General features: G+C 70.2%; 23 protein-coding genes and 3 tRNA genes. 7 read left to right on the top strand and 19 right to left on the bottom strand.

Annotated elements, in window-relative coordinates:
* Positions 1-35 precede the first annotated feature (35 nt).
* From panC to tilS, 13 genes are all read right to left on the bottom strand, one after another.
* Positions 36-896 (bottom strand): pantoate--beta-alanine ligase, encoded by an 861-nt coding sequence (gene panC, locus ACVFI9_RS16255; RefSeq protein WP_474766292.1) that lies wholly within the window; start codon positions 894-896, stop codon positions 36-38.
* A gap of 5 nt (positions 897-901) precedes the next feature.
* Positions 902-1,660, bottom strand: coding sequence for a Rossmann-like and DUF2520 domain-containing protein (locus tag ACVFI9_RS16260; protein ID WP_474763223.1), 759 nt, complete (start codon positions 1,658-1,660; stop codon positions 902-904).
* The gene (locus ACVFI9_RS16265; protein WP_474763224.1) at positions 1,650-3,356 is read right to left on the bottom strand and encodes a PH domain-containing protein; all 1,707 of its coding nucleotides are present in this window, start codon (positions 3,354-3,356) and stop codon (positions 1,650-1,652) included. Before ACVFI9_RS16265 ends, ACVFI9_RS16260 begins: the two co-directional genes overlap by 11 nt.
* A complete protein-coding gene (locus ACVFI9_RS16270) occupies positions 3,353-3,961 on the bottom strand; it encodes a PH domain-containing protein (RefSeq protein WP_474763225.1) in 609 nt (202 codons plus the stop codon). Before ACVFI9_RS16270 ends, ACVFI9_RS16265 begins: the two co-directional genes overlap by 4 nt.
* On the bottom strand, positions 3,954-4,427 hold the full coding sequence (locus ACVFI9_RS16275; RefSeq protein ID WP_474763226.1) for a DUF3180 domain-containing protein: 474 nt from the start codon (positions 4,425-4,427) through the stop codon (positions 3,954-3,956). The genes ACVFI9_RS16270 and ACVFI9_RS16275 overlap by 8 nt, the downstream gene beginning before the upstream one ends.
* Entirely contained in the window at positions 4,424-4,909 is a 486-nt protein-coding gene (gene folK, locus ACVFI9_RS16280) for a 2-amino-4-hydroxy-6-hydroxymethyldihydropteridine diphosphokinase (RefSeq protein WP_474763227.1), read from the bottom strand. Before folK ends, ACVFI9_RS16275 begins: the two co-directional genes overlap by 4 nt.
* Positions 4,906-5,277: a dihydroneopterin aldolase gene (gene folB / locus ACVFI9_RS16285; RefSeq protein WP_474763228.1), complete on the bottom strand. Its 372-nt coding sequence runs from the start codon at positions 5,275-5,277 to the stop codon at positions 4,906-4,908. Before folB ends, folK begins: the two co-directional genes overlap by 4 nt.
* The gene (folP, locus tag ACVFI9_RS16290; RefSeq protein WP_474763229.1) at positions 5,261-6,100 is read right to left on the bottom strand and encodes a dihydropteroate synthase; all 840 of its coding nucleotides are present in this window, start codon (positions 6,098-6,100) and stop codon (positions 5,261-5,263) included. The genes folB and folP overlap by 17 nt, the downstream gene beginning before the upstream one ends.
* Positions 6,093-6,689: a GTP cyclohydrolase I gene (gene folE / locus ACVFI9_RS16295; RefSeq protein WP_474763230.1), complete on the bottom strand. Its 597-nt coding sequence runs from the start codon at positions 6,687-6,689 to the stop codon at positions 6,093-6,095. The genes folP and folE overlap by 8 nt, the downstream gene beginning before the upstream one ends.
* A 28-nt stretch (positions 6,690-6,717) precedes the next feature.
* Positions 6,718-8,736: an ATP-dependent zinc metalloprotease FtsH gene (gene ftsH / locus ACVFI9_RS16300; RefSeq protein ID WP_474763231.1), complete on the bottom strand. Its 2,019-nt coding sequence runs from the start codon at positions 8,734-8,736 to the stop codon at positions 6,718-6,720.
* An 83-nt stretch (positions 8,737-8,819) separates the two neighbouring features.
* Entirely contained in the window at positions 8,820-9,371 is a 552-nt protein-coding gene (hpt, locus tag ACVFI9_RS16305) for a hypoxanthine phosphoribosyltransferase (protein WP_474763232.1), read from the bottom strand.
* Between the two features lie 71 nt (positions 9,372-9,442).
* Positions 9,443-9,865, bottom strand: a complete 423-nt coding sequence (locus ACVFI9_RS16310) for a hypothetical protein (RefSeq protein WP_474763233.1) — start codon at positions 9,863-9,865, stop codon at positions 9,443-9,445.
* A 194-nt stretch (positions 9,866-10,059) separates the two neighbouring features.
* Positions 10,060-11,160 carry a tRNA lysidine(34) synthetase TilS gene (gene tilS / locus ACVFI9_RS16315; protein ID WP_474763234.1) on the bottom strand — a complete coding sequence of 367 codons (1,101 nt, stop codon included), beginning with the start codon at positions 11,158-11,160 and terminating at the stop codon, positions 10,060-10,062.
* A 94-nt stretch (positions 11,161-11,254) separates the two neighbouring features.
* Here tilS and ppa point away from each other — a divergent pair, with 94 nt between their 5' ends.
* The gene (gene ppa, locus ACVFI9_RS16320; protein ID WP_474763235.1) at positions 11,255-11,740 is read left to right on the top strand and encodes an inorganic diphosphatase; all 486 of its coding nucleotides are present in this window, start codon (positions 11,255-11,257) and stop codon (positions 11,738-11,740) included.
* 124 nt (positions 11,741-11,864) lie between these two features.
* Here the strand turns inward: ppa and ACVFI9_RS16325 are convergent, their stop codons facing one another.
* Positions 11,865-13,160, bottom strand: coding sequence for a C40 family peptidase (locus ACVFI9_RS16325; RefSeq protein WP_474763236.1), 1,296 nt, complete (start codon positions 13,158-13,160; stop codon positions 11,865-11,867).
* Complete coding sequence (locus ACVFI9_RS16330; RefSeq protein ID WP_474763237.1) at positions 13,153-14,499, bottom strand: peptidoglycan DD-metalloendopeptidase family protein; 1,347 nt, start codon at positions 14,497-14,499, stop codon at positions 13,153-13,155. The genes ACVFI9_RS16325 and ACVFI9_RS16330 overlap by 8 nt, the downstream gene beginning before the upstream one ends.
* 244 nt (positions 14,500-14,743) lie before the next feature.
* Between ACVFI9_RS16330 and ACVFI9_RS16335 the strand changes: the two genes are divergently transcribed.
* The 4 genes from ACVFI9_RS16335 to ACVFI9_RS16350 all read left to right on the top strand — a co-directional run bounded on the left by ACVFI9_RS16335 (position 14,744) and on the right by ACVFI9_RS16350 (position 16,518).
* Positions 14,744-14,819, top strand: a tRNA-Glu gene (locus ACVFI9_RS16335).
* Between the two features lie 51 nt (positions 14,820-14,870).
* Positions 14,871-14,944 (top strand) — tRNA-Asp (locus ACVFI9_RS16340).
* An 89-nt stretch (positions 14,945-15,033) separates the two neighbouring features.
* Positions 15,034-15,106: transfer RNA gene (locus ACVFI9_RS16345), tRNA-Phe, on the top strand.
* A 161-nt stretch (positions 15,107-15,267) separates the two neighbouring features.
* A complete protein-coding gene (locus ACVFI9_RS16350; RefSeq protein WP_474763238.1) occupies positions 15,268-16,518 on the top strand; it encodes a DDE-type integrase/transposase/recombinase in 1,251 nt (416 codons plus the stop codon).
* A gap of 45 nt (positions 16,519-16,563) precedes the next feature.
* Here ACVFI9_RS16350 and ACVFI9_RS16355 read toward each other — a convergent pair whose 3' ends face one another.
* Entirely contained in the window at positions 16,564-17,853 is a 1,290-nt protein-coding gene (locus ACVFI9_RS16355; RefSeq protein ID WP_474763239.1) for a tyrosine-type recombinase/integrase, read from the bottom strand.
* Positions 17,853-18,050 carry a hypothetical protein gene (locus tag ACVFI9_RS16360; RefSeq protein ID WP_474763240.1) on the bottom strand — a complete coding sequence of 66 codons (198 nt, stop codon included), beginning with the start codon at positions 18,048-18,050 and terminating at the stop codon, positions 17,853-17,855. Before ACVFI9_RS16360 ends, ACVFI9_RS16355 begins: the two co-directional genes overlap by 1 nt.
* Positions 18,051-18,189: 139 nt before the next feature.
* Between ACVFI9_RS16360 and ACVFI9_RS16365 the strand changes: the two genes are divergently transcribed.
* On the top strand, positions 18,190-18,900 hold the full coding sequence (locus ACVFI9_RS16365) for a hypothetical protein (protein ID WP_474763241.1): 711 nt from the start codon (positions 18,190-18,192) through the stop codon (positions 18,898-18,900).
* On the opposite strand, the gene ACVFI9_RS16370 is transcribed toward ACVFI9_RS16365, so the two are convergent.
* Together ACVFI9_RS16370 and ACVFI9_RS16375 are read right to left on the bottom strand one after the other, a co-directional pair.
* Positions 18,897-19,319: a hypothetical protein gene (locus ACVFI9_RS16370; RefSeq protein ID WP_133988493.1), complete on the bottom strand. Its 423-nt coding sequence runs from the start codon at positions 19,317-19,319 to the stop codon at positions 18,897-18,899. The genes ACVFI9_RS16365 and ACVFI9_RS16370 overlap by 4 nt on opposite strands.
* A gap of 798 nt (positions 19,320-20,117) precedes the next feature.
* Positions 20,118-21,089 carry a hypothetical protein gene (locus ACVFI9_RS16375; RefSeq protein ID WP_133988494.1) on the bottom strand — a complete coding sequence of 324 codons (972 nt, stop codon included), beginning with the start codon at positions 21,087-21,089 and terminating at the stop codon, positions 20,118-20,120.
* Between the two features lie 172 nt (positions 21,090-21,261).
* On the opposite strand from ACVFI9_RS16375, the gene mobF reads away from it, so the two are divergent.
* Entirely contained in the window at positions 21,262-23,892 is a 2,631-nt protein-coding gene (gene mobF, locus ACVFI9_RS16380) for a MobF family relaxase (protein WP_474763242.1), read from the top strand.
* The last annotated feature ends 20 nt before the right edge of the window (positions 23,893-23,912 follow it).

A 23,912-nucleotide genomic window follows, 5' to 3' on the forward strand; every position in this document is an offset into this window, starting at 1 on the left:
CCGAGGCCGGCGGGAGCAGGCGCGAGCCGGTCGGCTCAGCCGACCTCGACGTACGCGTTGTCGATGAGGCGGGTACTGCCGACGTACGCGGCGACGAGCACGAGCGCCCGCCCCCGGAAGTCGTCGGCGATCGGCAGGAACGTGTCGGGGTCGACGACCACGAAGTAGTCGAGGTTCACGCCGTCGTGGTCGCCGAACGCGGCGACGCCCTCGGCGAGCAGCTCCGACGGGCCGTCGGCGGCCGCGGCCTCGGCCGCGCGCAGCGACTCGACGAGCACGAGGGCCGCCTTCCGCTGCTCGGCGTCGAGATAGCGATTGCGACTCGAGAGGGCGAGCCCGTCGGGCTCCCGCACGGTGGGCACCACCTCGAGACGCACGGGCAGGTCGAGGTCGGCGACCATGCGCGTCACCAGGAACACCTGCTGGCCATCCTTCTGTCCGAAGACGGCGTCATCGGGCCCGACGATGTTGAAGAGCTTCGCCACGACCGTGAGCATGCCGTCGAAGTGCCCCGGTCGCGACGCGCCGTCGTAGCGGGCGCCGATCGGACCCGCGTGCACGGTGGTGCCGCCTTCGCCGCCGCGGGGGTACATCTCGTCGACGTCGGGTGCGAACACCGTGTCGACGCCGAGGCCGGCGAGCGCCGCGACATCCGCCTCGAGGGTGCGCGGGTACTTGTCGAGGTCCTCGTTGGGTCCGAACTGCAGCGGGTTGACGAAGATCGACACGACGACGACGTCGGCGATCTCCCTGGCCCGGCGCACGAGGGCGAAGTGCCCGTCGTGCAGGGCGCCCATGGTCGGCACGAGGGCGACGGATGCCCCGGCGGCGCGTCGCTCGTCGAGCAGCGCCCTGAGCTCCGCGATCGTCGTCACGGTGCGCGTGCCCGCGGCCACCTCGGTCACCCGATACCTCCCAGCGGCCGGTCGGTACCGGCCTCGTCGATCGTACCCGCCCCGTCGGGGAGCGGCCCCGCGTCGTGACGGGACAGCGCGTTCTCCACCGTGCTGCGCACGAGCGACGCGAGCACGGCGCCGGCCCGCGGCACGCCGATGCCCTCGAGGAGCGCGCTCGCCTGGTCGACGATCGCCGTCGAGAACGACACGGCCGTGTCGATGGCCTCGCCGTAGGCGGCCCGGTCGTGCTCGGCGACCACGAACGGCTCGCCGCCCATCTCGACGACGAGCGCCTGGCCGATCGGCAGCACGGGTGCGGGAGCGGTCACGGCGAACCAGGTGCCCGGCAGGCGCGCGAGGTCGATGCTCGTGCCCGTGAAGCTCATCGCAGGGTGCACGGCGAGCGGGATCGCACCGGCCCGCATCGCCGGCGCGAGCACGCCCGTGCCGAAGCGCGCCGCCGTGTGCAGCACGAGCTGCCCCGGCTGCCAGACGCCGGCCTCGGCGAGACCGGTGACGAGCGGCTCGAGTTCGTGCTCGGGCACGGCGAGCAGCACGAGTTCGCTGCGCTCGACGATGTCGGGGATGGGCAGCACGGGAACGGCCGGCAGCATCGCGGCGGCGCGCTCGCGGCTGGCTTCCGACACGGCCGCGATGCCGGTGAGCGCGTGACCCGCGCCGGCGAGTGCGGCGGCCAGCACCGCACCGACGCGGCCGGCCCCGATGGTGCCGACGCCGAGGCGCCCGGCGCGCTCAGCCGGCATCGGCGACCTCCGCACGGAGCCCCCAGTGGTCGGACGTATCGGCCACGGCGCGCTCGACGGCCTCGTCGGCCAGCCGTTCGAACAGCGAGAACGCCTCGACGCGGTCGGCCACGGGCAGGCTCGCGGTCACCGGCCCGGCAACGGTGTGCAGGCGCAGGGACGCGAGCCGGAGCATCCGGCCGACGGGCCCTGCGGCCACCGCCACCGACTGCATGCGCGCGAGGGGCACGAGGATGAGGCTGCGCTGCAGCCAGCCGCGGCGCACGAGCACGACGCCGTCGGCGAGGGCCCAGCCGATGCGTCGCCAGGAGAACGGACGCAGCCAGGCGGCACGGGCGGGGGTGCGGGAGAACCCGCCGGTCTCGGACCGGCCGACGAGCCCGGCATCGAGGACCGGTTCGATGGCGGATGCCGCGTCGGGAAGCAGCAGGGCGAGCACGCGGTGCACGTCGGCGACGGTGCCCACGGGCAGCACGAGGGTGCGCTGCGCCGCGTCGTTCGAGGCGCTCACCGACTGCCCGGCCACGTTGATGCGGATCGACCACCAGCGGAACGGCCGCCAGAGGATCCACTGCGACACCTCGATCGCGTGGATGCGTCCGGGCGGGATCGTCTGGTTGCCGGTGGAGAGCAGCCCGTGCCCGATGCGGACGCCGTCGGGGGTGCCCGCGATCGAGTACCGGAGCGACTTCGTGATGCGCGACCAGACGTAGCTCACGAGACCGATGAGGGCGGGCACGAAGGAGAACAGCACCCACCACTGGCCGGTGCCGAAGCCCACCGCGATGACGCCGACGAGCACGGCCAGCCAGACGATCGATCCGCCGAGGAAGGTCGACGCGATCACTCGGCCGAGCGGCAGGTGCACGACCGACTCGGGCGGCGCGAGCGTGGGGTCGAGCTCGGGCGCGAGGAACTCGTCGACGCGGTGGCCGATCACGGCCGGCACGCGCAGGCGGGCGTCGTGCGGCCGGTCGGCGCCGCCGACGGCCGAGTCGCCGCCGACGGCCGAGTCGCCGCCGACGGCGGCACCGTCGATGACGGCCGCCGGGGCATCCGTCGCCTTGGCGGCGGCATCCGCCGCACTCGCCGCCTTCGCCGCCCTCGCGCCCGACGCGAGCCGAAGGATGTCGGCCCTGAGGCCGTCGGCGAGCGCGGAGCCGAGGTAGGCCAGCTGCACGTTCGCCGACTGCCCGGCGACCGAGAGCTCGAGCTTGGCCGTGCCGAACAGCCGGGCGAACAGCGGGCGATTGACGTTGATGCCCTGGATGCGATCGAGCCGGGCACTCCGGTGGGAACGGAACAGGATGCCGCTGCGCACCTCGACCGCCTCATGCGTCACCCGGAAGGTGTGCATTCGCCACGACAGCCAGAAGCCCACGACGAGCGCGGCGATGACCAGGGCGAGGCCGGCGAGCGCCCAGCCGAGCAGCCCGTTCGAGACGATGCCGCCGATCGGGTCGTTCGCCCAGTCATCCTGCCAGCCGGGGGTTCCGGGACGGAACGCCGGACCGAGCTCGGGAGCGAAGACGACGAGGAACATGTCGACGAGCCGTTCGCGCAGGTTCGCGATGATGAACCCCAGCACGGCGAGGATCGCGAGGCCGCCGCGCAGCAGCGGGCTCGCCGGATGCAGCCGATGCCACTCGCCGTCGGCGAGGTTCGTGACCCGCGCAGGGCGCACGGCTGCGCTCACAGCCCCGCCCGGCGGGTCTCGGCGAGCGCGACGAGGCGGTCGCGCAGCCGGTCGGCCTCCGCCATGGGAAGCCCGGGCACGGTGACCGCCGTCGCGGCGGCGGCCGTGACGAACTTGAGGTCGGCGAGCCCGAGCGCCCGGGCCACGGGTCCGCGCGTGATGTCGACGAGCTGCATTCGGCCGTATGGCACGGCGACCTGCCGCTGGAACATGATGCCGCGACGGAACAACAGGTCGTCGTCGCGGAGGCGATAGCGGATGGAGCGCACCCGGCGCGGCTCGAAGGCGATGCTCACGAGGGAGATGACGCCCACCCCGATCGCGGCCCACAGCCACCACCACTGCCCCCACAGGAGGTAGGCGACCGTGAACGCGCCGACGAAGATCGCCATGCCGATGAGCGAGCCCACGACCTCGACCACGACGTACTTCGGCGAGACGCCGTGCCAGTCGGTGTCGGATGCACCGGTGTCGGATGCCGGGCCCGCCGCAGCGCCGGGTGCCGCGTCGCCGGATGCCGCGGCCGCCGCCTCGGAGGCCACGGCCGGCACCTCTGGCGTCGGCACGGACTCGACCGGTTCGTCGCGATGAGCGGCCTCAGGCATGCGCGTGCTCTTCCTTCTCGGTCTCGGTGTCGTCGGGCGGCAGCGTGCAGAAGTGCTCGGCGACGAGCCCGCCGGCGAGCAGCAGTGCCGCGCCGATCGCGGTGGCGAGCGCGAGCCACACCGTCTCGGCCGACGGCAGCACGCTGCGGGTGACGAGGAAGAGCGTGATGCCGAGGCCGAACCCCAGCACGAGCGCGCCGCTCAGGCTGCACGCCTTCGCGAGCACGGCGGTGCGCATGGCCCGGAACGGGTCGAGGTGCTTCGTGGTCTTGCCCTTGACGGCGCGCCGGATGGGCCAGGCGAGTGCGACGACCATGATCGCCACGCCCGTGAGGGTCACCGGGAGCGAGAGCGGCGGCACGATGGCCTTGCCACCCGACGACACGGTGGCGAGATCGCCCAGGTATCCGAGCACGACGCCGGCGAGCGTGAACGCGATGACCGCCGACGGATGCGTGCGCCTCATCGACGAACCACCTCGTCGGTCGCGGCCCGACGCAGTTCGGCGACGGAACCCCGCCCGGGCAGCACGGCGTCGGGCTCCACGTCGAGCCACGGCTGCAGTACGAAGGCGCGCTCCCACGCGCGCGGGTGCGGCAACTCGAGCCGGGCGTCGAATTGCCGGCGCCCGCCGAAGTCGATGAGGTCGAGATCGAGCGTGCGGTCGCCCCAGTGCTCGGTGCGCACCCGGCCGTGCGCGGCCTCGATGGCCTGCAGCACGTCGAGCAGGCGGTGCGGTTCGAGCGCCGTCTCGACGACGAGCACGCCGTTGAGGTAGCCCGGGGCGTCGCGGTCGACGCCCGCGTCCTTGATCGCGGGTGTCTCGTACACGTGCGATACGGCCACGAGGGTGATGCCCTGCGTCTCGGCGAGCTCGCGGGTCGCCGAGGCGATGGTGGCCTCGCGCTCGCCGAGGTTCGCACCGAACGCGATGATCGCCCGGGTCATCCGCGGCCTCGCACGATCGTGACCGACACATCGGTGAACGGCACCGTGATCGGGGCCTGCGGCTTGTGCACGGTGACCTCGACCTCCTCGACCGCGGGGAAGCCCAGGGCGACCCCGGCCACGCGCTCGGCGACCGTCTCGATGAGGTCGACGGGATCCCGCTCGACGGCGGCGGCCACGGCCTCGGCGAGTTCGCCGTAGTGCACGGTGCGGTCGAGGTCGTCGCCGGATGCCGCGGCCGCGAGATCGACCGCGACGGCGACGTCGATCACGAACTCCTGCCCCTCGACCCGCTCGAACTCGAACACCCCGTGGTGCGCGCGCACCCGGATGCCCGTCAGGGCGATGCGATCACGTGTGCCGGCCACGTCGTCCACTCTGCCACGCCCCGAGGACGTCGAGCGCGCGTCTCGTGGCACGCACGTCGTGCACGCGCACACCCCATGCGCCGGCCTGCGCCGAGAGCACGCTGACGACGGCCGTCGGCAGGTCGCGCTCCTCCATGGTCGCGTCGTCTGGCAGCATCGCGCCGAGGAATCGCTTGCGCGACGCGCCCACGAGGATCGGCAGCCCGAGCTCGCCGAGCACGTCGAGGCGGCCGAGCAGCTCCCAGTTCTGGTCGCCCCGCTTCGCGAAGCCGAGTCCGGGGTCGAGGATGAGCCGCTCCGTCGAGACCCCGGCCCCCACCAGTGCGTCGACACGCGCCGCGAGCTCGTCGCGCACCTCGGCGGCGACGTCGGCGTACTCGGCGAGCGAGTCCATGCGGTCGGAGTGCCCGCGCCAGTGCATCGCGACGTAGTGCGCGCCGGTCTCGGCGGCGATCGCGGCCATGGCCTCGTCGGCGAGGCCGGCGGACACGTCGTTGATGATCTCGGCGCCGGCTTCCACGGCGGCGAGGGCGGTCGCCGCGCGCATGGTGTCGACGCTGACCCGGATGCCCCGGGCCGCGAGCTCGCGGACGACGGGCACGACCCGCCGCAGTTCCTCGTCGGGCTCCACGCGCGCCGCGCCAGGACGCGTCGACTCCCCGCCGACGTCGAGCACGTCGGCGCCGTCGGCGACGAGTTCGAGCCCGTGGGCGATGGCCGCCTCGGCGTCGAGCCAGCGGCCGCCGTCGCTGAAGGAGTCGGGCGTGACGTTGACGACGCCCATCACGAGCGTCCGTTCGCGGCCGCCCGCGACGTCACTCATGGTGGGCCGCCCCGATGAGTGCGATGATCTCGGCGCGTGCCGCGGGCTCGGCCAGCGCGCCGCGGCTGGCGATCGTGATCGTGGAGCTGCGCTCCTGACGTGCCCCGCGCGTGGTCACGCAGCGGTGCTGCGCGTCGAGCACGACGAGCACGCCCCTGGGGTCGAGACCCTCCTGCAGCGCATCCGCGATCTCCTCGGCGAGTCGCTCCTGCAGCTGCGGCCGGGCGGCGAGCGTGTCGACCACGGCGGGGATGCGCCCGAGCCCGACGACGCGGTCGCCAGGGAGGTACGCGACGTGGGCGGTGCCGACGAACGGCAGCAGGTGGTGTTCGCACACCGACCGGAACGCGAGGTCGCGCAGCACCACCGCGTCGGAGGTCGCCGGCACGCCCTGCTCGCTCGAGCCGATCGGCACGGAGTCGGCGAGGTGCGTCAGCGGATCGATGTGCAGGCCGTCGAAGAACTCCGCGTATGCCGCCGCCACCCGCTGGGGCGTGCTCGCCAGCCCCGGCCTCGTGGGATCCTCGCCGATGGCGAGCAGGATCTCGCGCACGGCGCGCTCGATGCGCGCGGTGTCGACCTCGGCCATGGCCACCCCTCTTCGGGTCGGTGAACGACTACGCCGTCGCGGGGCGCGGCTTCGTGCGCGGTGCGCGGGCTGCGGCCGGCTCCTCCACCGGGGTCTGCCCCGAGTCGACGCCGCCGTCGACGGCGCCCTGGTCGATGGGCATCTTCTCGGTCGGGAAGGAGATCGGCGGGCGGTCCGAGACGGGCCGCTTGTCGCTCGACAGCCACAGCGGCCGCTGCGGCAGCTTCCTCACGTTCTTGAAGATCTCGGCGATCTGGTTGTGGTCGAGGGTCTCGTGCTCGAGCAGCTCGGCCGCCAGGTGGTCGAGGATGTCCCGGTTGGCGTTGAGCACCTCCCACGCCTCGTCGTGCGCCTGCTCGATGAGCGCCCGCACCTCGATGTCGACGGTCTCGGCGATCTCCTCGGAGTAGTCGCGCTGGTGGCCCATGTCGCGACCGAGGAAGACTTCGCCCTGGGACTGCCCGAGCTTCACCGCGCCGACGGTCGCGCTCATGCCGTATTCGGTGACCATCTTGCGAGCGGTCGACGTGGCCTTCTCGATGTCGTTCGAGGCGCCCGTCGAGGGGTCGTGGAAGACGATCTCTTCGGCGACACGGCCGCCCATGGCGTAGGTGAGCTGGTCGAGCAGCTCGTTGCGCGTGACCGAGTACTTGTCTTCGAGGGGCAGCACCATGGTGTATCCCAGTGCACGCCCGCGGGGAAGGATCGTGATCTTCGTCACGGGGTCGGTGTAGTTCATCGCCGCCGCCGCGAGCGCGTGTCCGCCCTCGTGGTAGGCCGTGATGAGCTTCTCCTTGTCCTTCATCACGCGAGAGCGCCGCTGGGGGCCGGCGATGACCCGGTCGACCGCCTCGTCGAGCGCGCGGTTGTCGATGAGCTGCGCGTTCGAGCGAGCGGTGAGCAGTGCGGCCTCGTTGAGGACGTTCGCGAGGTCGGCGCCCGTGAAGCCCGGCGTCTTGCGCGCGAGCACCTCGAGGTCGACGCCCTTGGCGAGCGGCTTGCCCTTGGAGTGGACCTGGAGGATCTTCTGGCGGCCCTTGAGATCGGGCGCGTCGACGCCGATCTGCCGGTCGAAACGACCGGGGCGCAGGAGCGCGGGGTCGAGGATGTCGGGGCGGTTCGTCGCCGCGATGAGGATGACGTTCGTCTTCGGGTCGAAGCCGTCCATCTCGACGAGCAGCTGGTTGAGCGTCTGCTCGCGCTCGTCGTGCCCGCCGCCGAGGCCGGCGCCGCGGTGGCGACCGACCGCGTCGATCTCGTCGACGAAGATGATGGCCGGCGCGTTCTGCTTCGCCTGGTCGAACAGGTCGCGAACGCGGGATGCACCGACGCCGACGAACATCTCGACGAAGTCGGAGCCCGAGATCGAGTAGAACGGCACGCCCGCCTCACCCGCGACCGCGCGGGCGAGCAGCGTCTTGCCGGTGCCGGGAGGACCGTAGAGCAGCACGCCCTTGGGGATGCGTGCACCGACGGCCTGGAACTTGGCGGGGTCCTTCAGGAAGTCCTTGATCTCGTGCAGCTCCTCGATGGCCTCGTCGGCCCCCGCGACGTCGTCGAAGGTGACCTTCGGGCTCTCCTTCGAGACGAGCTTGGCCTTCGACTTGCCGAACTGCATGACGCGGTTGCCGCCGCCCTGCATGCCCGAGAGCATGATCCAGAAGAAGAGGCCGATGAGCACGAGCGGCAGCAGGATGCCGAGCATCGAGAGGAACCAGTTGGGCTGCGGCACTTCGTCGTTGAAGCCGTCCTTCGGGTTCGCCTCGTCGATGGCGGCGATGACGTCGACGCCGCGCGGCGTGACGTAGTAGAACTGTACCTGCGATCCGAGCTCCTCATCGGGCTCGGCGAGGGTCAGGTCGACGCGGTTCTCGCCGTCGACGATCTTGACCGCCGAGACCTTGTCGTCCTTGAGGAGTTCGAGGCCCTCCTGCGTGGAGACCTCGCGGAAGCCCGACGCCGTGATCAGGCTGGATCCGATCCACACGGCGACGATGGCGAGCAGAATGTAGATGATCGGCCCGCGCAGGATCTTCTTCATGTTCATGGTCCTGCAAGGCTACCGTCCCGTTCCTGTGGGGCGGCTCCCCGTTCGCTGAGGGCTGCACCGGCGTCGAAGGGGAACGGGACTCAGCTGTAGACGTGCGGCGCGAGCACCGCGACATCCCGCAGGTTGCGGTACCGCTCCGCGTAGTCGAGCCCGTAGCCGACGACGAACCGGTTCGGGATGTCGAAGCCGAGGTACTTGACGGTCACGTCGACCTTCGCGGCATCCGGCTTGCGAAGGAGGGCGCAGATCTCCACCGACTCGGCGCCGCGCGACTCGAGGTTGCCGAGCAGCCAGCTGAGCGTCAGGCCGGAATCGATGATGTCCTCGACGATGAGCACGTGGCGGCCCGTGAGGTCGGTGTCGAGGTCCTTGAGGATGCGCACGACGCCGCTCGACTGCGTGCCCGCGCCGTACGAGGAGACGGCCATCCAGTCCATGTTGACGTGCGATCGGAGCTCACGTGCGAGGTCGGCCATGACCATGACCGCGCCCTTCAGCACGCCGACGAGCAGCAGGTCCTTGCCGTCGTAGTCGGCCTCGATGCGACGCGCGAGCTCGGCGAGCTTCGAGCGGATCTCGGCCTCGGTGACGAGGATCTCGTCGAGGTCGGGGTCGATCTCGCGCGCGTCCATGCTGCTCCCTGTCTCGGTCGGCGAACGGATGCCACGAGCCTACCGCCGCGCACCACTGCACCCCGCGACGCTCAGGGCTCGACGACGTCGGTCGTCTCCTCCGCCTTCGGCTCGGGCCGCGAGCTGCGCAACCAGAGAGACGTCACGAGGATGAGCGGCACCTGCAGGGCGGCGTACAGCGCGTGGAAGGCGTAGTGCATGGGCGTCTGCGCGGGCTCGAACGGCAGGATGCCGAGGGGCAGCACGCTGACGACGCCGCCGATGAGGGCGATCCACGCCCATACGAGGAGCGCCCAGGTGACGATCCGGCGGATGGGCCGCACGAACCACAGCACGACGAGCACGAGCGTGACGAGCGTCGGCAGCAGGGTCTCGACGCTCAGGATGTCCTGGCCGGGGAGGTCGGCGACGTTGTGCAGGTAGACGCCCAACCACGCGAGGAGGGCGGAGACGACGACGGCCACGGGCCACCTCCGCACCGCGGAGCGATCCATGACCCGACCGTGGCACACGGTGGCCCCCGCCGCAAGAGCGGTCGGCCCGTGCCGCATCGCCGGTGGACGCGTCGATGCGGCATCCGCACCCCGCGCAGAATTCAGGAACGCGCCACCCGCGCCCGCGCAGAATTCAGGAACGCCCCACACACACCCGCGCCGAGTTCGGCAGCACTCCGGCCGTCACGTTGCGATCATGACGGCGATACGCCGTCGTCCCCCCGTGCCGGCGGTGCCGCGTTCCTGAATTCCGAACCGCCGACTCCTGAATTCTGAAAGACGACGAGACCGCCCTCACGCCGCGCCCGCACGCCCCCGGGCAGGTCGATCGGACCCTGCCCGCGCCAGTCGGTGACGAGCCGCGCGACGTCGAGCGTCTGCGACCGCGACAGCGAGGCGCCGAACTCGCTCGCCACGACGTGCCGGATGATCCGCTGCCGGAGTGCCGCCGGGTTGGCCGCCAGCGCCCCGACTGAAACCGCGATGCCCGCCTCCGCCGGTTCGCAGATCTCCTCGATGAACTCGTCGATCTGGCTCGTGAACGCCTCGTCGTCTTCACGCAACTGGTCGGCCGTGCGCGCGAGGGCCTCGGCGACGCCGGGCCCGAGCTCGGCCTCGAGCACGGGCAGCACGCGTTCGCGCACGCGCACGCGCGCGTACGCGGGATCGGAGTTGTGCGGATCGTCCCATGGCGTGAGCCCGGCGTCGCGGCACGCCTGCCGCGTGGTCGCGCGGCGGATGCCGAGCAGCGGCCGCGCGTACCGGCCGGCCCGGGCCGGCATGCCGGCGAGACTCGCGGTGCCCGACCCGCGAGCGAGTCCGAGCAGCACGGTCTCGGCCTGGTCGTCGAGCGTGTGGCCGAGCAGCACGAGCGCGGCATGGGTCTCGTTCGCGGCGGCATCCAGCGCGGCATACCGCGCGGCGCGAGCGGATGCCTCCGGGCCGCCCTCCCCCGTCACGACGACGCGTCGCACGAGAACGGGGTCGAGCCCGAGGCCACGGGCGGTGTCGGATGCCGCCGCCGCGACGTCCGCCGAGGCATCCTGCAGCCCGTGGTCGACGACGACCGCGCCCGCGCGGAGTCCTGCCCGTGGCGCCTCGAAGGCCGTGGCCGCGGCGAGCGCGAGCGAGTCCGCCCCGCCCGACAGGGCCACGACGACGAGTGGGGCACCGCTCCCTTCGACAGGTTCAGGGAGCGAAGCCAGCACGGCACGCACCGCGCGCCGTACGTCGGCGATCGGCGGGGTGAGCCGCGGGCGGCGCGGGCTCGCGGCATCCGGCTGGTCAGGACCCATCAAGTAACCTTATTCCGCCGCACGCGCCGCACCCTCGCGGGCGATCGCCGGCCGAGCTTCCACCACCGAGCTTCCACCGCAGAGGAGAACCAGCATGGGCGAGTACGCCGCCGTCATCGAGATCCCGAAGGGGAGCCGCAACAAGTACGAGGTCGACCACGAGACCGGCCGGGTGTTCCTCGACCGCGTGCTCTACACGAACTTCGTCTACCCGACCGACTACGGCTTCTTCGAGAACACGCTCGGCGACGACGGCGACCCGCTGGACGTGCTCGTGCTCACCCAATACCCGCTGTTCCCCGGCGTGGGCGTGAAGGTGCGCCCGGTCGGCGTCTTCCACATGACCGACGACGGCGGCGGCGACGCCAAGGTCATTGCGGTGCCCGCCGGCGACCCCCGCTGGGACTACATCCAGGACGTGGACTCGATCCCCGAGTACACGAAGAAGGAGATCGAGCACTTCTTCGAGCACTACAAAGACCTCGAGCCCGGCAAGTGGGTCAAGACCGAGGGCTGGGCGGATGCCGCCGAGGCCGAGTCGCTCATCGCGAAGGCGATCGAGGCGTACCCCGGCCACTGAGCCGGGGGCTCCCCGCCGCCGCCGCCGCGACGCTTCTGAGGAGATCGGCGATTCTGAGGGCGACCCGAGCGGGCGACACCCGGTCCCCAGTCCGCTCGATCTCCTCGGAAGCGTGGGGCGGGCGTCAGCCCGCGGGGCGGGCGGCCGCCGACGGGGAGCCCCAGATGAAGTACTCGCGCACGGGCACGCCCTCACGGGGCGCCTCGAGGATGCGTCCGCCGCCGAGGTAGATCGCCACGTGGTAGTAGTCGCCGCCCGATCCCCAGAAGAGCAGGTCGCCCCGCCGGATCTGCGAGACGGGCACGGCGAGTCCGCGACCGGCGAGCGTGTAGTACTGGTTCGTCGCCGAGTGCGTGCCGATGTAGATGCCTGCGTTGGCGTAGGCCACCTTCGTGAGCCCTGAGCAGTCCCAGACGTTCGGGCCGGCGCCGCCGAGCCGGTACGGCTCGCCGAGCTGCTGGCTCGCGAACCAGATGGCCGCCTCCACGGCGCCCGAGTCCGGCGGTGCCGGAGCCGGTGCCGGCACGGGATCCGGCGCAGGGGCGGCAGGAGCGGGAGCGGCGGGCTGCGCCGGCTGGGCGACTGCGGCCGCGGCGCGTTCAGCTGCGGCCGCCGCGGCAGCCGCAGCGGCAGCCGCAGTTGCAGCGGCCTCTCGCGCCTGGCCCTCGGCGCGCTGCCGCTCCAGGTCGGCGGTCGTGTCCTTGAGGCTCGCGAGCTGCGCGTAGAGCTCCTCGGACTTCTGCTCCTGCATGGTGACGGCCGCGTTCGCGGCGTCGGCCGCATCGCGCGCGTCGTCCGCTCGCGCCTCGGCCAGCTCGGCGAGGAGCTGCCGCTCCCTCGCGGCCTCGCCCGCCTGACGACGCAGCGCGTCCGCGATGTTCCGGTCGGCGATGGCCTGCTCGGAGATGTCGTTCGCCTGCCGCCCCAGCTGGGACGCCATGCCGAGCTGCTGGAGCAGCTCCTGCGTCTGCTCACCCGAGAACACCAGCTCGGTCGTGAGGTCGTTGCCCGCGGTCCTGGCGAGGTGCGCGGCGAGGAGTCCGGCGCGCATCTTGGAGATCTCGGCGACCGCATCGGCCTCGTCGGCCTGCCGCCCGAGCGCTCGCTCTCGGTCGGCGGCGCGGTCACGCTCGTCGATCGCGATGCGCCAGGCCTCGTCGGCCATCATCGACGCCTGCACCGCGGCATCCGCTGCCTGCTGCAGCCCCGAGAGCAGGTCGGCGACCCGGGCGATCTCGGCCTGCTTGGTCTGCTCGTTCTGCTTCGCCTGCTCGATCTCGCTCCACGACGGGTAGTCGGGTTCGGCCATGGCCGGCCCGCCCGAGGCGACGACCGACGCCGTGACGGCCCCGACCGCGACGGTCGAGAACAGGGTGGCGGGCTTGACCCGCGACACCGGACGGGTGCGCTGATCAGCCAAAGTACACTCCGCGGTCGGCCATGAACGGAACCGGGTTGATGCGGCTGCCGCCGATGAACACCTCGAAGTGCAGGTGGCAGCCCGTCGAGGCGCCCGTCGTGCCGCTCGAGGCGATGTTCTGTCCCGAGTCCACCCACTGCCCGGCGCCCACGAACGTGCCGCCCGGACGGATGTGCGCGTAGCCCGTCCAGACGCCGCCGCCGTGGTCGATCTGCACGTAGTTGCCGTAGGTGCCCGACCAACCCGCGAAGCGCACGACGCCGCTGTTCGCCGCGTAGATGGGCGCGGAGCATCCGGTGCCGAGGTCGACCGCGTAGTGGAAGGAGTTCGAGCATCCGCCGCCGGAGCAGATCGAGCCGCGGGCGCCGTACCCCGACGTGATGCGACCCCATGCGGGCTTGGCCCATCCCGAGCTCGCCACCGAGCTCGGCCCGCCGCTGGACATGGCGGCCCGCAGCCGGGCCTCCTCCTCCCGGCGACGCCGCTCCTCCTCGGCCTTGCGGATCCGCTCGCCCTCCTCGTAGGCGGCCGCGGTCTTGGCTTCGGTGTCCTTGAGGAAGGCCAGCTGCTGCTCGAGCTCGATCTTCTTCGCCTGCGATTCGGCGAGCGCCGCCTCGGCCGCCGCCTGCGCGGCCTGCGCCGCGGCGAGTGCCTCCTCGGCCGCGATCCGCAGCTTCTCGCGTTCGGCCCGAGCGACCGCGGCCTGGTCGCCGAGGGCCTGCGCGGAATTCTGCTTCTCCTGCGCCCGGTTGTAGATGCCCGACGTGCGCTCGACCATCTTCTCCATGCTGCCGAGCTTGGCGAGCAGCGCCTCGGTCGCGGCCGCGTTGCCCGCATCGAGGAAGAGGTTCACGCCGACGTCACCGGTGCCGGCGCGGTACAGCTGGGCCGCGACCTGTCCGGCGTTCTTCTCGGCGGCGGCGGCTTCGGCGGCCGCCGCGTCGGCCTGGGCCTGGAGCTGGTCCGCGCGCAGCACCGCGTCGTCGAACTTCTGCTGCGCCACGATGAGCTCGTCGGTGCGGCGTTCGGCCTCGGCGCGGGTGGCGGCGACAATCGCCTCGAGCTGCCCGATGAGCGCCGTGATCTGCACGACGGCGGCAGCGGCAGCGGCGGTGTTGGCCTTCGCCGCCTGCAGTTCGTCCCACGTGGGATACGTCGCGGCCTGCGCACCGGCGGGCGCCGCCACGGATCCGACGATCGCCATCGCGGCGATCGAGAACCCCGCCATGACGTGCCGTACGCGACGGCCGAGCGCGCGCGCGCGATCGCTCCGGCGGCTCCCGGTGAGGGGAGTGCGTCGGGCTCGAACGGTCGGGCTGCGGTCGGTGGTTCGGTTCATGGTTCCCCGGTCCACGCGGGCTCGGGCCCCGCGCTCCTGGCTGCGGTACGGACAGGTGCAGCCTTCACGATAGGCACGCGGGGCGCGGTTTCCGGGGATTTCGATCGCGCGTGGCGGATGCTGCGAAGGGCGTGACGGATGTCCCGACCCGGCGGCCCGAGGCATCCGTCGCCGACGTTTTGCCATTGCGGGCGATGGCACGTATGCTTGCTTGTCGGCGGTCATGCCCTCGGACATGGCCACTGGCCCCATCGTTTAGTGGCCTAGGACACCGCCCTTTCACGGCGGCAGCACGGGTTCGAATCCCGTTGGGGTCACCACGACGAGTCCACTACAATTGAACAGCCGGTGTTCGCGAGAACACCAATCGAGGCCCTGTAGCGCAGTTGGTTAGCGTGCCGCCCTGTCACGGCGGAGGTCGCGGGTTCAAGTCCCGTCAGGGTCGCTCAGGCGACAAGCCCTTTCCCTTTCGAGAGAAGGGGCTTTCTCCTTATCGAGGCGCTCGCTCCGGTTTCGATCGGTCGGATGTCCCGAGGCTCTGTAGCTCAGTTGGTAGAGCGTTCGACTGAAAATCGAAAGGTCACCGGATCGATGCCGGTCGGAGCCACAAGTGAAACCCCCGGGCGACCGGGGGTTTTCTTGTTTCAGCGGGTCATTCCGCGAGGCCGCCGTGTCATGTCGCAGGACATCGGTGACAGTTCTGAATCATTAGATCGGTGACGGTTCGGAGCGGTTTGGTGGTGACAGTTCCCCTCAGATGTTTGAGGGATGAGCCGCAATGAGCCTGTCGATCCTCGTGTCCGCCTCGCGATCTCGCAGTGGCCGCCGGATGCGCCACGTGGGGCGGTGTCGACGTTCTGCCTGGAGCACGGGATCTCGCGGAAGACGTTCTACGAGATCCGCAGGCGGGTCGCGGTTGACGGGCCGGCCGCGGCGCTCGAGCCGCGGAGCCGACGGCCGAGGACGAGCCCGACGGTCATCGCGGACGAGCTCAAGGCGCAGGCGGTCGGGGTGCGGGCCGCGTTGGAGCGGTCGGGGTTGGATCACGGGCCGATCAGCGTGCACGAGAAGATGCGCTCGCTCGGGATGATCGCACCGTCACCGGCGTCGCTGGCGCGGATCTTCCGCGACGCCGGCGTCGCGAAGCTCGAGCCGCGGAAGAAGCCGCGGGCGGCGTTTCGCCGGTTCGTGTATCCGGCGCCGAACGCGTGCTGGCAGTTGGACGCGACCGAGTACGTCCTGGCGGGTGGGCGCAAGTGCGTGATCTTCCAGCTCATCGATGACCACTCGCGGTACGCGGTCGCGTCTCTGGTGGCGGACGCGGAGACCTCGGACGCAGCGATCGCGGTCGTGGACAAGGGCATCGCCGCGCACGGGGTGCCGCAACGGCTGCTCACGGACAACGGGTCTGCGTTGAACCCGTCCCGGCGCGGCCACGACGGCCAGCTCGTCGCGCACGTGCGAGCGCTCGGCGTGCAGCCGATCACCGGGAAGCCGTACCGGCCGACGACGCAGGGGAAGAACGAGCGGTTCCACCAGACCCTGTTCCGGTTCCTCGACAAGCAGCCCATCGCCGGCACCCTCGCGCAGCTGCAGGAGCAGGTCGACCGGTTCGACGCGATCTACAACACCGAACGGCCGCACCAGGGACTGCCCGGCCGGATCACCCCACAGCAGGCGTGGGACGCGACCCCGAAAGCCGACCCTCCGAAGCCCGGCCCACCGCCGCCACGCACGCCGATCGCGTTCCGCACCGACGGCCGCGACGACCAGGTGCGAGTCGTGAAGGTCGCCGGGAACGGAACCGCGTACGCCCGCGGGATCTGCTTCCAGACCAGCCGCGACCACGTCGGCCAGCACGTGTACGTCGTCTACGAGCCCGACGGCGTCATGATCTTCGACGACCGAGGCACCCTCATCGTCGAGCACCCCTGGCCGGCACCCGGCACCCGGTACGTCGGCAGTGGGAAGCCCCGCGGCCGACGACCCAAGACCCTCCCACCGTCACCGATGTCCTGACACATGAAGTGTCACCGATGTCCTGAGGCAGAACAGTCACCGATGTCATGAGACATCACATCCGCGAGGCCGCCGGTGAGGCCGTGCCATTAATGTGCCATTAAGGGTTCGCCTGGTTCGGCGTTGTGCCACTTCCGGTTCTGGTTGGGCCGCCCTGACGCCGCTCTTGTCGGCGCTCTGGTCGGTTCTCGCGTCGACGCTCTCGTCGGCTCGCTTGAGCGCGTCGTTGAAAACGGCACCGGCTCGGAGCGCGACTCCTTCGCGGGCACGCGAGTAGCGCTCGGTGACCTGGAGGCTCGAGTGGCCGAGGGTCGCCTGCACGTCGGGCGCGGTGGCGCCAGCGTCGAAGAGGATCGTCGCAAACGTGTGCCGCAGGTCGTGGATGCGCAGGTCGGGCCGACCGATCGCCTCGCGGAGTTCTTCCCAGCTCACGGCGCGACGAGCATTGTGGTTCGTGAGTCGCCCGCCGTCGGGTCCGTCGAAGAGCAGGTCGCTCCCCCGCTTGCCGCGCGCGGCGGCTTCAGCGTACGGGCGCAGGGCGTCGATCAGCGGGACATCCCGTGACTTGTGACTCTTGGGCGACTGCTCGATGAGCTCGCCGCGCATGCCCGGACTCAGCGAGCGACTGACCCGGATGACGCCGCGCCCGAAGTCGACGTCGCCGACTCGCAGCGCGGTCGCCTCGCCCGCGCGCATGCCCGTGTAGACGAGGGCGGCGAAGTAGCGGCGGTAGACGCCGTCGGGAATGAGGTCGAGCAGAGTGGCTATCTGCTCGAGCGTGAGCGCCCGCGACACCGGCGAGATCGACTCGCGCATGCTCGGCCGCTTCACTTCGCGGGCCGGGTTGTAGTCGATGAACCGCGAGCGCCGGGCGCCGTCGAGCAGGCGCGAGAGCACCGCAAGCGCGTCGTTCTTGGCGGATGCCCCGCCCGACCAGGCGACCATCGCCGACTCGATCATGGGCGAGGTGATCTCGTCGAGTCGGTGCCGGCCGAGGCTCGGCTTCACTCGGAGGCGCCAGGCGACGCCGTAGCTGCGAGCGGTCGCCGGACGGATGGAGGACTCGATCGCGGGCCAGTACCTATCGTGCCACTGGTCGAGCGTCATCGACCCGTTCGGGTTGCGGCCCGCGACCATCTTCGCGAGTTCGCGCTTGGCCTCGGTGAGCGTCAGGAACGTGCGGGACCGCTCGGCTGCGCCGCCCTCGACGCTCGGCCCGACGACGCGGATCTGGTAGCGCTGACGGTCGGCGCGCCAGCGAATGCCCTCGGGCAGCGGCCGACCCGTGCGCGGATCGACCCGCGACGGGGTGTCCTTCGTCGGCCGCCCCGCCATCAGTGTCCCGTTCCACCCCGCGCGAGCAGCTCGTCGATCGTGTCGGCGCTCCAGAGCAGGTGCTTGCCCATGCGTGCGTCGGGCTCGGGAATGAGCCCGTCGTGGCGCAGTTTGTCGAAGCTCGAGACCGGGATGCGACACCGCTCGGCCGCCTCGACTCGGCTCAGGTACTCCACCCTCCACGCGGTGTCGACCATGACGCTCCCCCTCGACTCTTCGGCCGCCGGCTGGCATCTCGTGCATGCCGACCCACGCGCGGCTATTTGCAAGTACCTGAGATTATCACCGCGACGCGGGTTTCGGCAAGTACCTGAGTTGTGTGGCTAGACTCGTCGCATGCTGGACTCCCCGCACCGCCCAGGCGACCAGACATATGACGGCCTGCTGCTCGCCGAAGACCTACCCGAGGGCTGGAACCTGCCGAGCCGGTTTCCCGGCGAGCGCGACGACGACGCGAGCGCGCAGATCGACGCGGTGCTCGGGTACGACGACAGCGCCACGACCGAGTCGCAAGTGAACGCCCACCGCACCTCCGACGAGAACGGGACGATGGATGGACGCTGGCGCTACCTCGAGCACGAGGCCACGCATACCCGCGTCATGATCCGCCTTCAGCGCCAGCTCTTCGCCGTGCCCGAGGAGATCCGCATCACCGGCGTGATCTACCTCCCCTGGCGCCCGGGTGACCCGATCACGAGCCAGCTCCTTCGCGAGCTGCCGACCGCCCGCATCGAGGCCGCGATCAACAAGCGCCTCTTCGCGATGAAGCGCAGGGAGACGATCACCGGCGGCAAGATCGTGCTGCCCTCAGGCCGGAAGGTCAGCGAGCGCGACCTGCTCAAGCCGCTCGGCGACCCGAAGAAGGTGCCGGACTTCTACGAGCTGGTCGCGCTGCAGCACGGTCGCCTCACACAACAGGGCGACGCAAACCCGAGCGCGACGATGGCGGAGATCAACGGCGTCGCCCTTTCCACCGCCCAAGGCTGGATCACGAAGGCTCGCGATCGCGGATTGCTACCGCCAGGGCGGCGCGGACGAGCGGGCTAGCTGGGCGGGGTGACGTCGGCCGAGTAGTCCCCGACCGCTCGAGGCTTCGGCCGCAGGGTCATGCGGATGACTCGCCCACTCATCGTCAGACCCCGATGGGGTGGTGGGGCATTGACCCCGAACATGAGGCGTCCACCCCAGAACTTGCGAAGCTCCTCAAAATCCACATCCAGGCTCAAATCCAGGCTGTCGGGACTCGTTTGGTCCCTGACTAGCGAAGCGAGACGGTGCCATTCGTGCTCCACGTTCCGCAGTTCGGATCCCGTGTACGGCCACGAGTACAGCGGCTCATCTGTTGAAGACAGCTCGAACGCCGACGCCGCCAAAGCGTCGAGTGTAGAGGGACGACCGAACAGGAACTCGGTGGCCGAGCGGGCGATCGAATCGTTCAAGGCTTCGAAGTCGACTTCGTTCCACACGTGCTCAATAATCGCGGTCCACCGATCGTCAACGAATCGACCCACAGTCCGGCTGTCGCGAGGGAAAATGCCAATCACCGCTCGAGGATCGGCAGGTACAGCCCAGCCCCTCTCCCCGCCATTCACGTCCCTCATCGGGAGAATGCCTAGGTCGTTTCCAACCACCTGCCTTCCGTCCACGCGATGGAAAACCACCCAGCGAGCACACGCAACTGGCGCGAGACGGCGTTGGAACTCGAGAACGCGCCCACCATTGGGATCCGTATACTCGGCCAACTCGGGCCCACTCCGACTCCGAAATCTCCTGTCAAACTCACGACCCCGGACAAAGAGGGACGCCACATAGGGCACAAGGACACGCGCCCAGTCCTCAAATCCAATCGCGACGCCGTCTACTAACTGGTCCAAGACTTCCGTTAGCCGGCCCTCGTATGCCCACAGTTCGTCAGTCGTCCGGTCGGCACCGATCGCATACAGGTCGTTTGCGAACGCAAAACCTCGCGGTGCGGCCATCCGCGAACTCCCCCATCCTTTGCGCAATAATCCAACAGACCGGTCGCGATACGAGCCCTGAGACTCTGCGGAAAATCGGCCGATGAGTGCGGCCGGGATAAAATGATCCTTCGCCATGGTGCCGTCAGTCTCTCAGGCGAGGGGCACCCATTGCCCTCCCATCGGCGGGCGCGTTATGCGCTCTGCCGATCAACGTGACGTCCCTACCAAGAGCACTCGCGGCCACGGCCGATTCCTCGTTGCATGATCGCCGGCATTGGTGAAGACGCCGGACGCCCGCTCCTATCAACGCTGTGGCCAGACCTGATCGGGGTCGAGCTTCAAGTTGCGATCTCGAGCGAGTTCGGCCAGCGTGCGCGCGGCCACCTCATGCGCAACCTCGCGGAAGGGGCCGTTGCCTGAGACGTTTGGAAGAAGCAACGCGTCGATCGATGAGCGTCCTCGCCCGAGGCGCGAGAAGTCCATCGCCTGCCGTGGCATCTCATCGGGGCGAATACCGAGCGCGCGCATAAGCACGAGATCGGTAACCGAGGATCGCGGGGGCCAACGCTGCTCGTACATGGGCGGCCACAACGGCGTCACCGCTGCGCGCAGAACACCCAGACCGGCATGTGCCCGAAACGCGAAGTCGTGGGTTGCGACGACGATGACCACCTCCCGAAGCCAGAAGATTACGAGGTGGCCCAGTGCACCCCCAGCAAGGTCGTGCATGTAGGACGATGCGACCGGGCCTGTCGAGGAGAACTCACGTTGCTGCTCGACATTCACTGCCGCGACGAATAGGGGCAGGTCATCCAAGCCGCGACGACGAAAAGATCTCGCGAGCTCTCGATCGATCGGAAGCAACTCTCCGGTGACAACCTCGCCGCGCACGATTGCGGCTGCCAATGCCCACTGCGCAACGTCCTTCTTCGTGCGCTCACCGAGCTCGATGTCATCCTCACGCGTGATCATGCTCGCGACGACCGGCGCTGCCTTGTCTTCTAGTGCGCTCATCCAGCCGTTATTGCATGGCCCGCAAAGCACCTTGGGTTGAACTGAAAGCGTGTGCGCTCCACGCTCCCACGTCCGCTGCTCGGCGTGCCTGGGATAGGACTGCCTGAAATCGATTCGGGTGATCATGTCACGCGAGGTGGCGCCGGAGGGCAGAACATCGCGGATAGCACGAGCGATAACGTGCGCGCGAGTGACAGGGCTGCCATCGCACAGCACACAACGATTTCGAGCACTCGCACCACTGGCACTGTCTCCTGCCATGGATCGAGAGTAAGCCCGCCCTGCGTCACCACGGCCGGCGCGACACACCGCTCCAAGTCCGGCTCCACAACACAGGAGCGGATTCAAACCTGTCTACGCATGAATGCACGTATGCTACCGTAGGTAGTTGCAAGAACCTGAGGTAGCTCGGAGGAAGGCGATGCGAGGTGGAGTGATCCTGTACCGGGGTTCAGGGGCCGACGCGCGCCGGTACCTCGAGTCCGATCGCTCTCGCGCCGACGACTATTACCTCGAGGGCGGCGCGGCGCTGGCCGAGTTCTCCGTCGTCGACGGCAACGGCGACCTGATCGGCGAGGGCGCCCTCACCCCCGGCCAGTACGCCCAGTGGGTCGACTGGATCAACCCGCTCACCGGCGAGTCGATGGGCACGCCACGCCAAGCCGGCGACGCGCGCCACGGTTCGCCGCGGTTCGCGGAGATGGTCGTGAACGCGCCGAAGTCGCTGTCGATCGCCGCGTCGCTGCACCCCGAGGTATCCGATGCCCTCGATGCGGCGCAGCGCGACGCGGTCGCCGAGATCCGCGTCTGGCTCGGCCAGCACTCGGTCACGCGGGTCGGCCCGCGCGGTGCGCAGCGGGTGGTGCTGGTCGAGCAACTCGAGGCGGTCGCGGTCTCGCACAAGACCTCGCGGGCCGGCGACCCGCACCGGCACATCCACTTCCAGATGGGCACGCGGGTGTGGGCGGATGCCGCGTGGCGAGGTCTCGACACGGCGGCGCTGTTCCGGCAGCAAGGTGCGATCCGATCGCTCGGCACGGCTGTGATCGCGGCGCATCCGCGGCTCGCGGCCGCGCTCGACGCGCACGGCCTCACGCTCGATCCGGTGACAGCCGAGGTCACCGAACTGCAGCCGTTCAACGCGGCGATGAGCAAGCGTGCCGAGCAGGTTGCGCGCAACCTGGCGCACTTCGAGAAGGACTGGCGTGCGCAGCATCCGGACCAAGAACCCGGACCCGCCGCGATGTCGCGACTGACCGCGATGGCGTGGGATCACGAGCGGCCGCACAAGAAGCCGACCCAGCTCGGCAACGAGGATGCGTGGCGACGCGAGCTCGAGGCATCCGGCTACCGACCTAATCTCGAACGTGTGCAGGCGCAACGGGCCGTCGCGCTCGATGAACTGAGCGTGCAGGATGTCGCGTCCCGCGCGCTCGATCGCTGCGCGGCCGCCGCGTCGACGTGGACGGTGCACGACATCCAGGAGCGCGTGTCGCATCTCGTGACCGAGACCGGTGTGCGTGCCGGCCCGACACCACTGCGCGAGTTCGTCATGCTCGCGACGGACCTCGCGACGGTGGGCTGCGTGTCGGTGCTGCCGCCCGATGGGCCGCGTCCTGAGCACGTCGCGCACCTGACGAGCGTGCACGTCATCGCCGTTGAGACCCGGGTGCGCGATCTGCTCACGGCCCGTGCCGAGCGGCCGCAGGTGCGCACGCCGGACCTGCGGAGCATTGCACAGCGACTCCGGCTCGACCCGGCACAGGCGCGCGCGGCTGCGGCGGTGGCTTCCGCTCAATCGCTCGTCGTCGTGGAGGGTGCGGCAGGCGCGGGCAAGACGACGATGCTCGCGGCTGCGATCAAAGCGGCGGCGATGCAGGGTCGCAAGACGCGGGTGGTCACGCCGACGAAGAAGGCGGCCGACGTTGCGCACCAGGAGCTCGGGGTTGCGGCCGACAGCGTCGCCAAGCTCGTGCACGAGCACGGGTGGCGGTGGAATCGCGACGGCGTGTGGACGCGACTCGCCATCGGCGACCACGACCCCGATACGGATGCCGCGTATGCCGGCCCTTCGGCATCCGTTCGGCTGCGCCGCAGCGAGCGAATCGTCGTCGACGAAGCGGGCATGCTCGATCAGGACACCGCGCTCGCGTTGCTCACCATCGCCGACGAGACAGGCGCTACGGTCGCCCTGGTCGGCGACCGTGCGCAACTCTCGGCGGTCGGCCGCGGTGGCGTGCTTGAGATGTCCGCGCAGCTGCTCCCCCGCGTGCATCGCATGACGGCCGTGCACCGATTCGTCGACCCGGAGTACGCCACGCTCACCGTGCAGATGCGGCGCGGAGATCGTCCGGAGGGGGTCTTCGATCGGCTGTGCGCGCTCGGACTCGTTTCGATTCACGAAAGCCCGGCTGCGCAGCTCGAGGCGCTCGCTGGCGAGTGGCGCGAGGGTTGCGCGATGACCGTTGCGACGAACGACGAGGCGCGCGAGCTGAACGCGCGGATTCGCGAGGAGCGAGTGCGCGTCGGCGACGTGGATGACGGCCGCACAGTGGTCGGGAGCGATGGTCTGAGCATCGGGCGCGGTGATGTGATTCAGAGTCGGCGGAACGACTCGGGTGTGCGGGTGGCGAACCGGCAGATGTGGGTTGTTCGGCGCGTGGACGAGGATGGCTCAGTGTGGGCGACGGAGCGTGTCGTCGGCCATCGGCCACGATCAGTGCGAGTGCCAGCCGAGTACGTCGCCGAGCACACGCATCTCGCGTACGCCGCGACGGCGCACGGGGTGCAGGGCATGACGGTGGGCGAGTCGCACACGGTGGTCGGCGATGCGATGGGGGCGGCGGGCGTCTACGTGGGGTTGACTCGCGGGCGGCACTTGAACCGCGTGCACCTGGTGGCAGCGGGCGTGGATGAGGCACGCGAGCAGTTCGTGGTCGCGCTGGATCGAGATCGTGCCGACCGTGGGCTCGCGAAGGCGACTGAGGCTGCTCGCGATTCCGTATGGGGGCTCGCGACCGGCTCCGTACGGAGGCGGGCGTCGCAAGTTGGGCCCAGCCGATAAGCACCCGATGGCCGCTCAAC

The sequence above is a fragment of the Agromyces sp. NSFZ genome (genome assembly GCF_056156205.1).

What these genes read in the sequence shown, in the direction of transcription:
- ACVFI9_RS16330 (WP_474763237.1), bottom strand. Translation starts at nt 14,499, where the DNA reads ATGAACCGAACCACCGACCGCAGCCCGACCGTTCGAGCCCGACGCACT.
- ACVFI9_RS16375 (WP_133988494.1), bottom strand. Translation starts at nt 21,089, where the DNA reads ATGGCAGGAGACAGTGCCAGTGGTGCGAGTGCTCGAAATCGTTGTGTG.
- hpt (WP_474763232.1), bottom strand. Translation starts at nt 9,371, where the DNA reads ATGGACGCGCGCGAGATCGACCCCGACCTCGACGAGATCCTCGTCACC.
- folK (WP_474763227.1), bottom strand. Translation starts at nt 4,909, where the DNA reads ATGACCCGGGCGATCATCGCGTTCGGTGCGAACCTCGGCGAGCGCGAG.
- folP (WP_474763229.1), bottom strand. Translation starts at nt 6,100, where the DNA reads ATGAGTGACGTCGCGGGCGGCCGCGAACGGACGCTCGTGATGGGCGTC.
- ACVFI9_RS16310 (WP_474763233.1), bottom strand. Translation starts at nt 9,865, where the DNA reads ATGGATCGCTCCGCGGTGCGGAGGTGGCCCGTGGCCGTCGTCGTCTCC.
- ACVFI9_RS16350 (WP_474763238.1), top strand. Translation starts at nt 15,268, where the DNA reads ATGAGCCGCAATGAGCCTGTCGATCCTCGTGTCCGCCTCGCGATCTCG.
- ACVFI9_RS16355 (WP_474763239.1), bottom strand. Translation starts at nt 17,853, where the DNA reads ATGGCGGGGCGGCCGACGAAGGACACCCCGTCGCGGGTCGATCCGCGC.
- ACVFI9_RS16360 (WP_474763240.1), bottom strand. Translation starts at nt 18,050, where the DNA reads ATGGTCGACACCGCGTGGAGGGTGGAGTACCTGAGCCGAGTCGAGGCG.
- ACVFI9_RS16270 (WP_474763225.1), bottom strand. Translation starts at nt 3,961, where the DNA reads ATGCCTGAGGCCGCTCATCGCGACGAACCGGTCGAGTCCGTGCCGACG.
- ACVFI9_RS16260 (WP_474763223.1), bottom strand. Translation starts at nt 1,660, where the DNA reads ATGCCGGCTGAGCGCGCCGGGCGCCTCGGCGTCGGCACCATCGGGGCC.
- folE (WP_474763230.1), bottom strand. Translation starts at nt 6,689, where the DNA reads ATGGCCGAGGTCGACACCGCGCGCATCGAGCGCGCCGTGCGCGAGATC.
- ftsH (WP_474763231.1), bottom strand. Translation starts at nt 8,736, where the DNA reads ATGAACATGAAGAAGATCCTGCGCGGGCCGATCATCTACATTCTGCTC.
- ppa (WP_474763235.1), top strand. Translation starts at nt 11,255, where the DNA reads ATGGGCGAGTACGCCGCCGTCATCGAGATCCCGAAGGGGAGCCGCAAC.
- ACVFI9_RS16275 (WP_474763226.1), bottom strand. Translation starts at nt 4,427, where the DNA reads ATGAGGCGCACGCATCCGTCGGCGGTCATCGCGTTCACGCTCGCCGGC.
- tilS (WP_474763234.1), bottom strand. Translation starts at nt 11,160, where the DNA reads ATGGGTCCTGACCAGCCGGATGCCGCGAGCCCGCGCCGCCCGCGGCTC.
- ACVFI9_RS16365 (WP_474763241.1), top strand. Translation starts at nt 18,190, where the DNA reads ATGCTGGACTCCCCGCACCGCCCAGGCGACCAGACATATGACGGCCTG.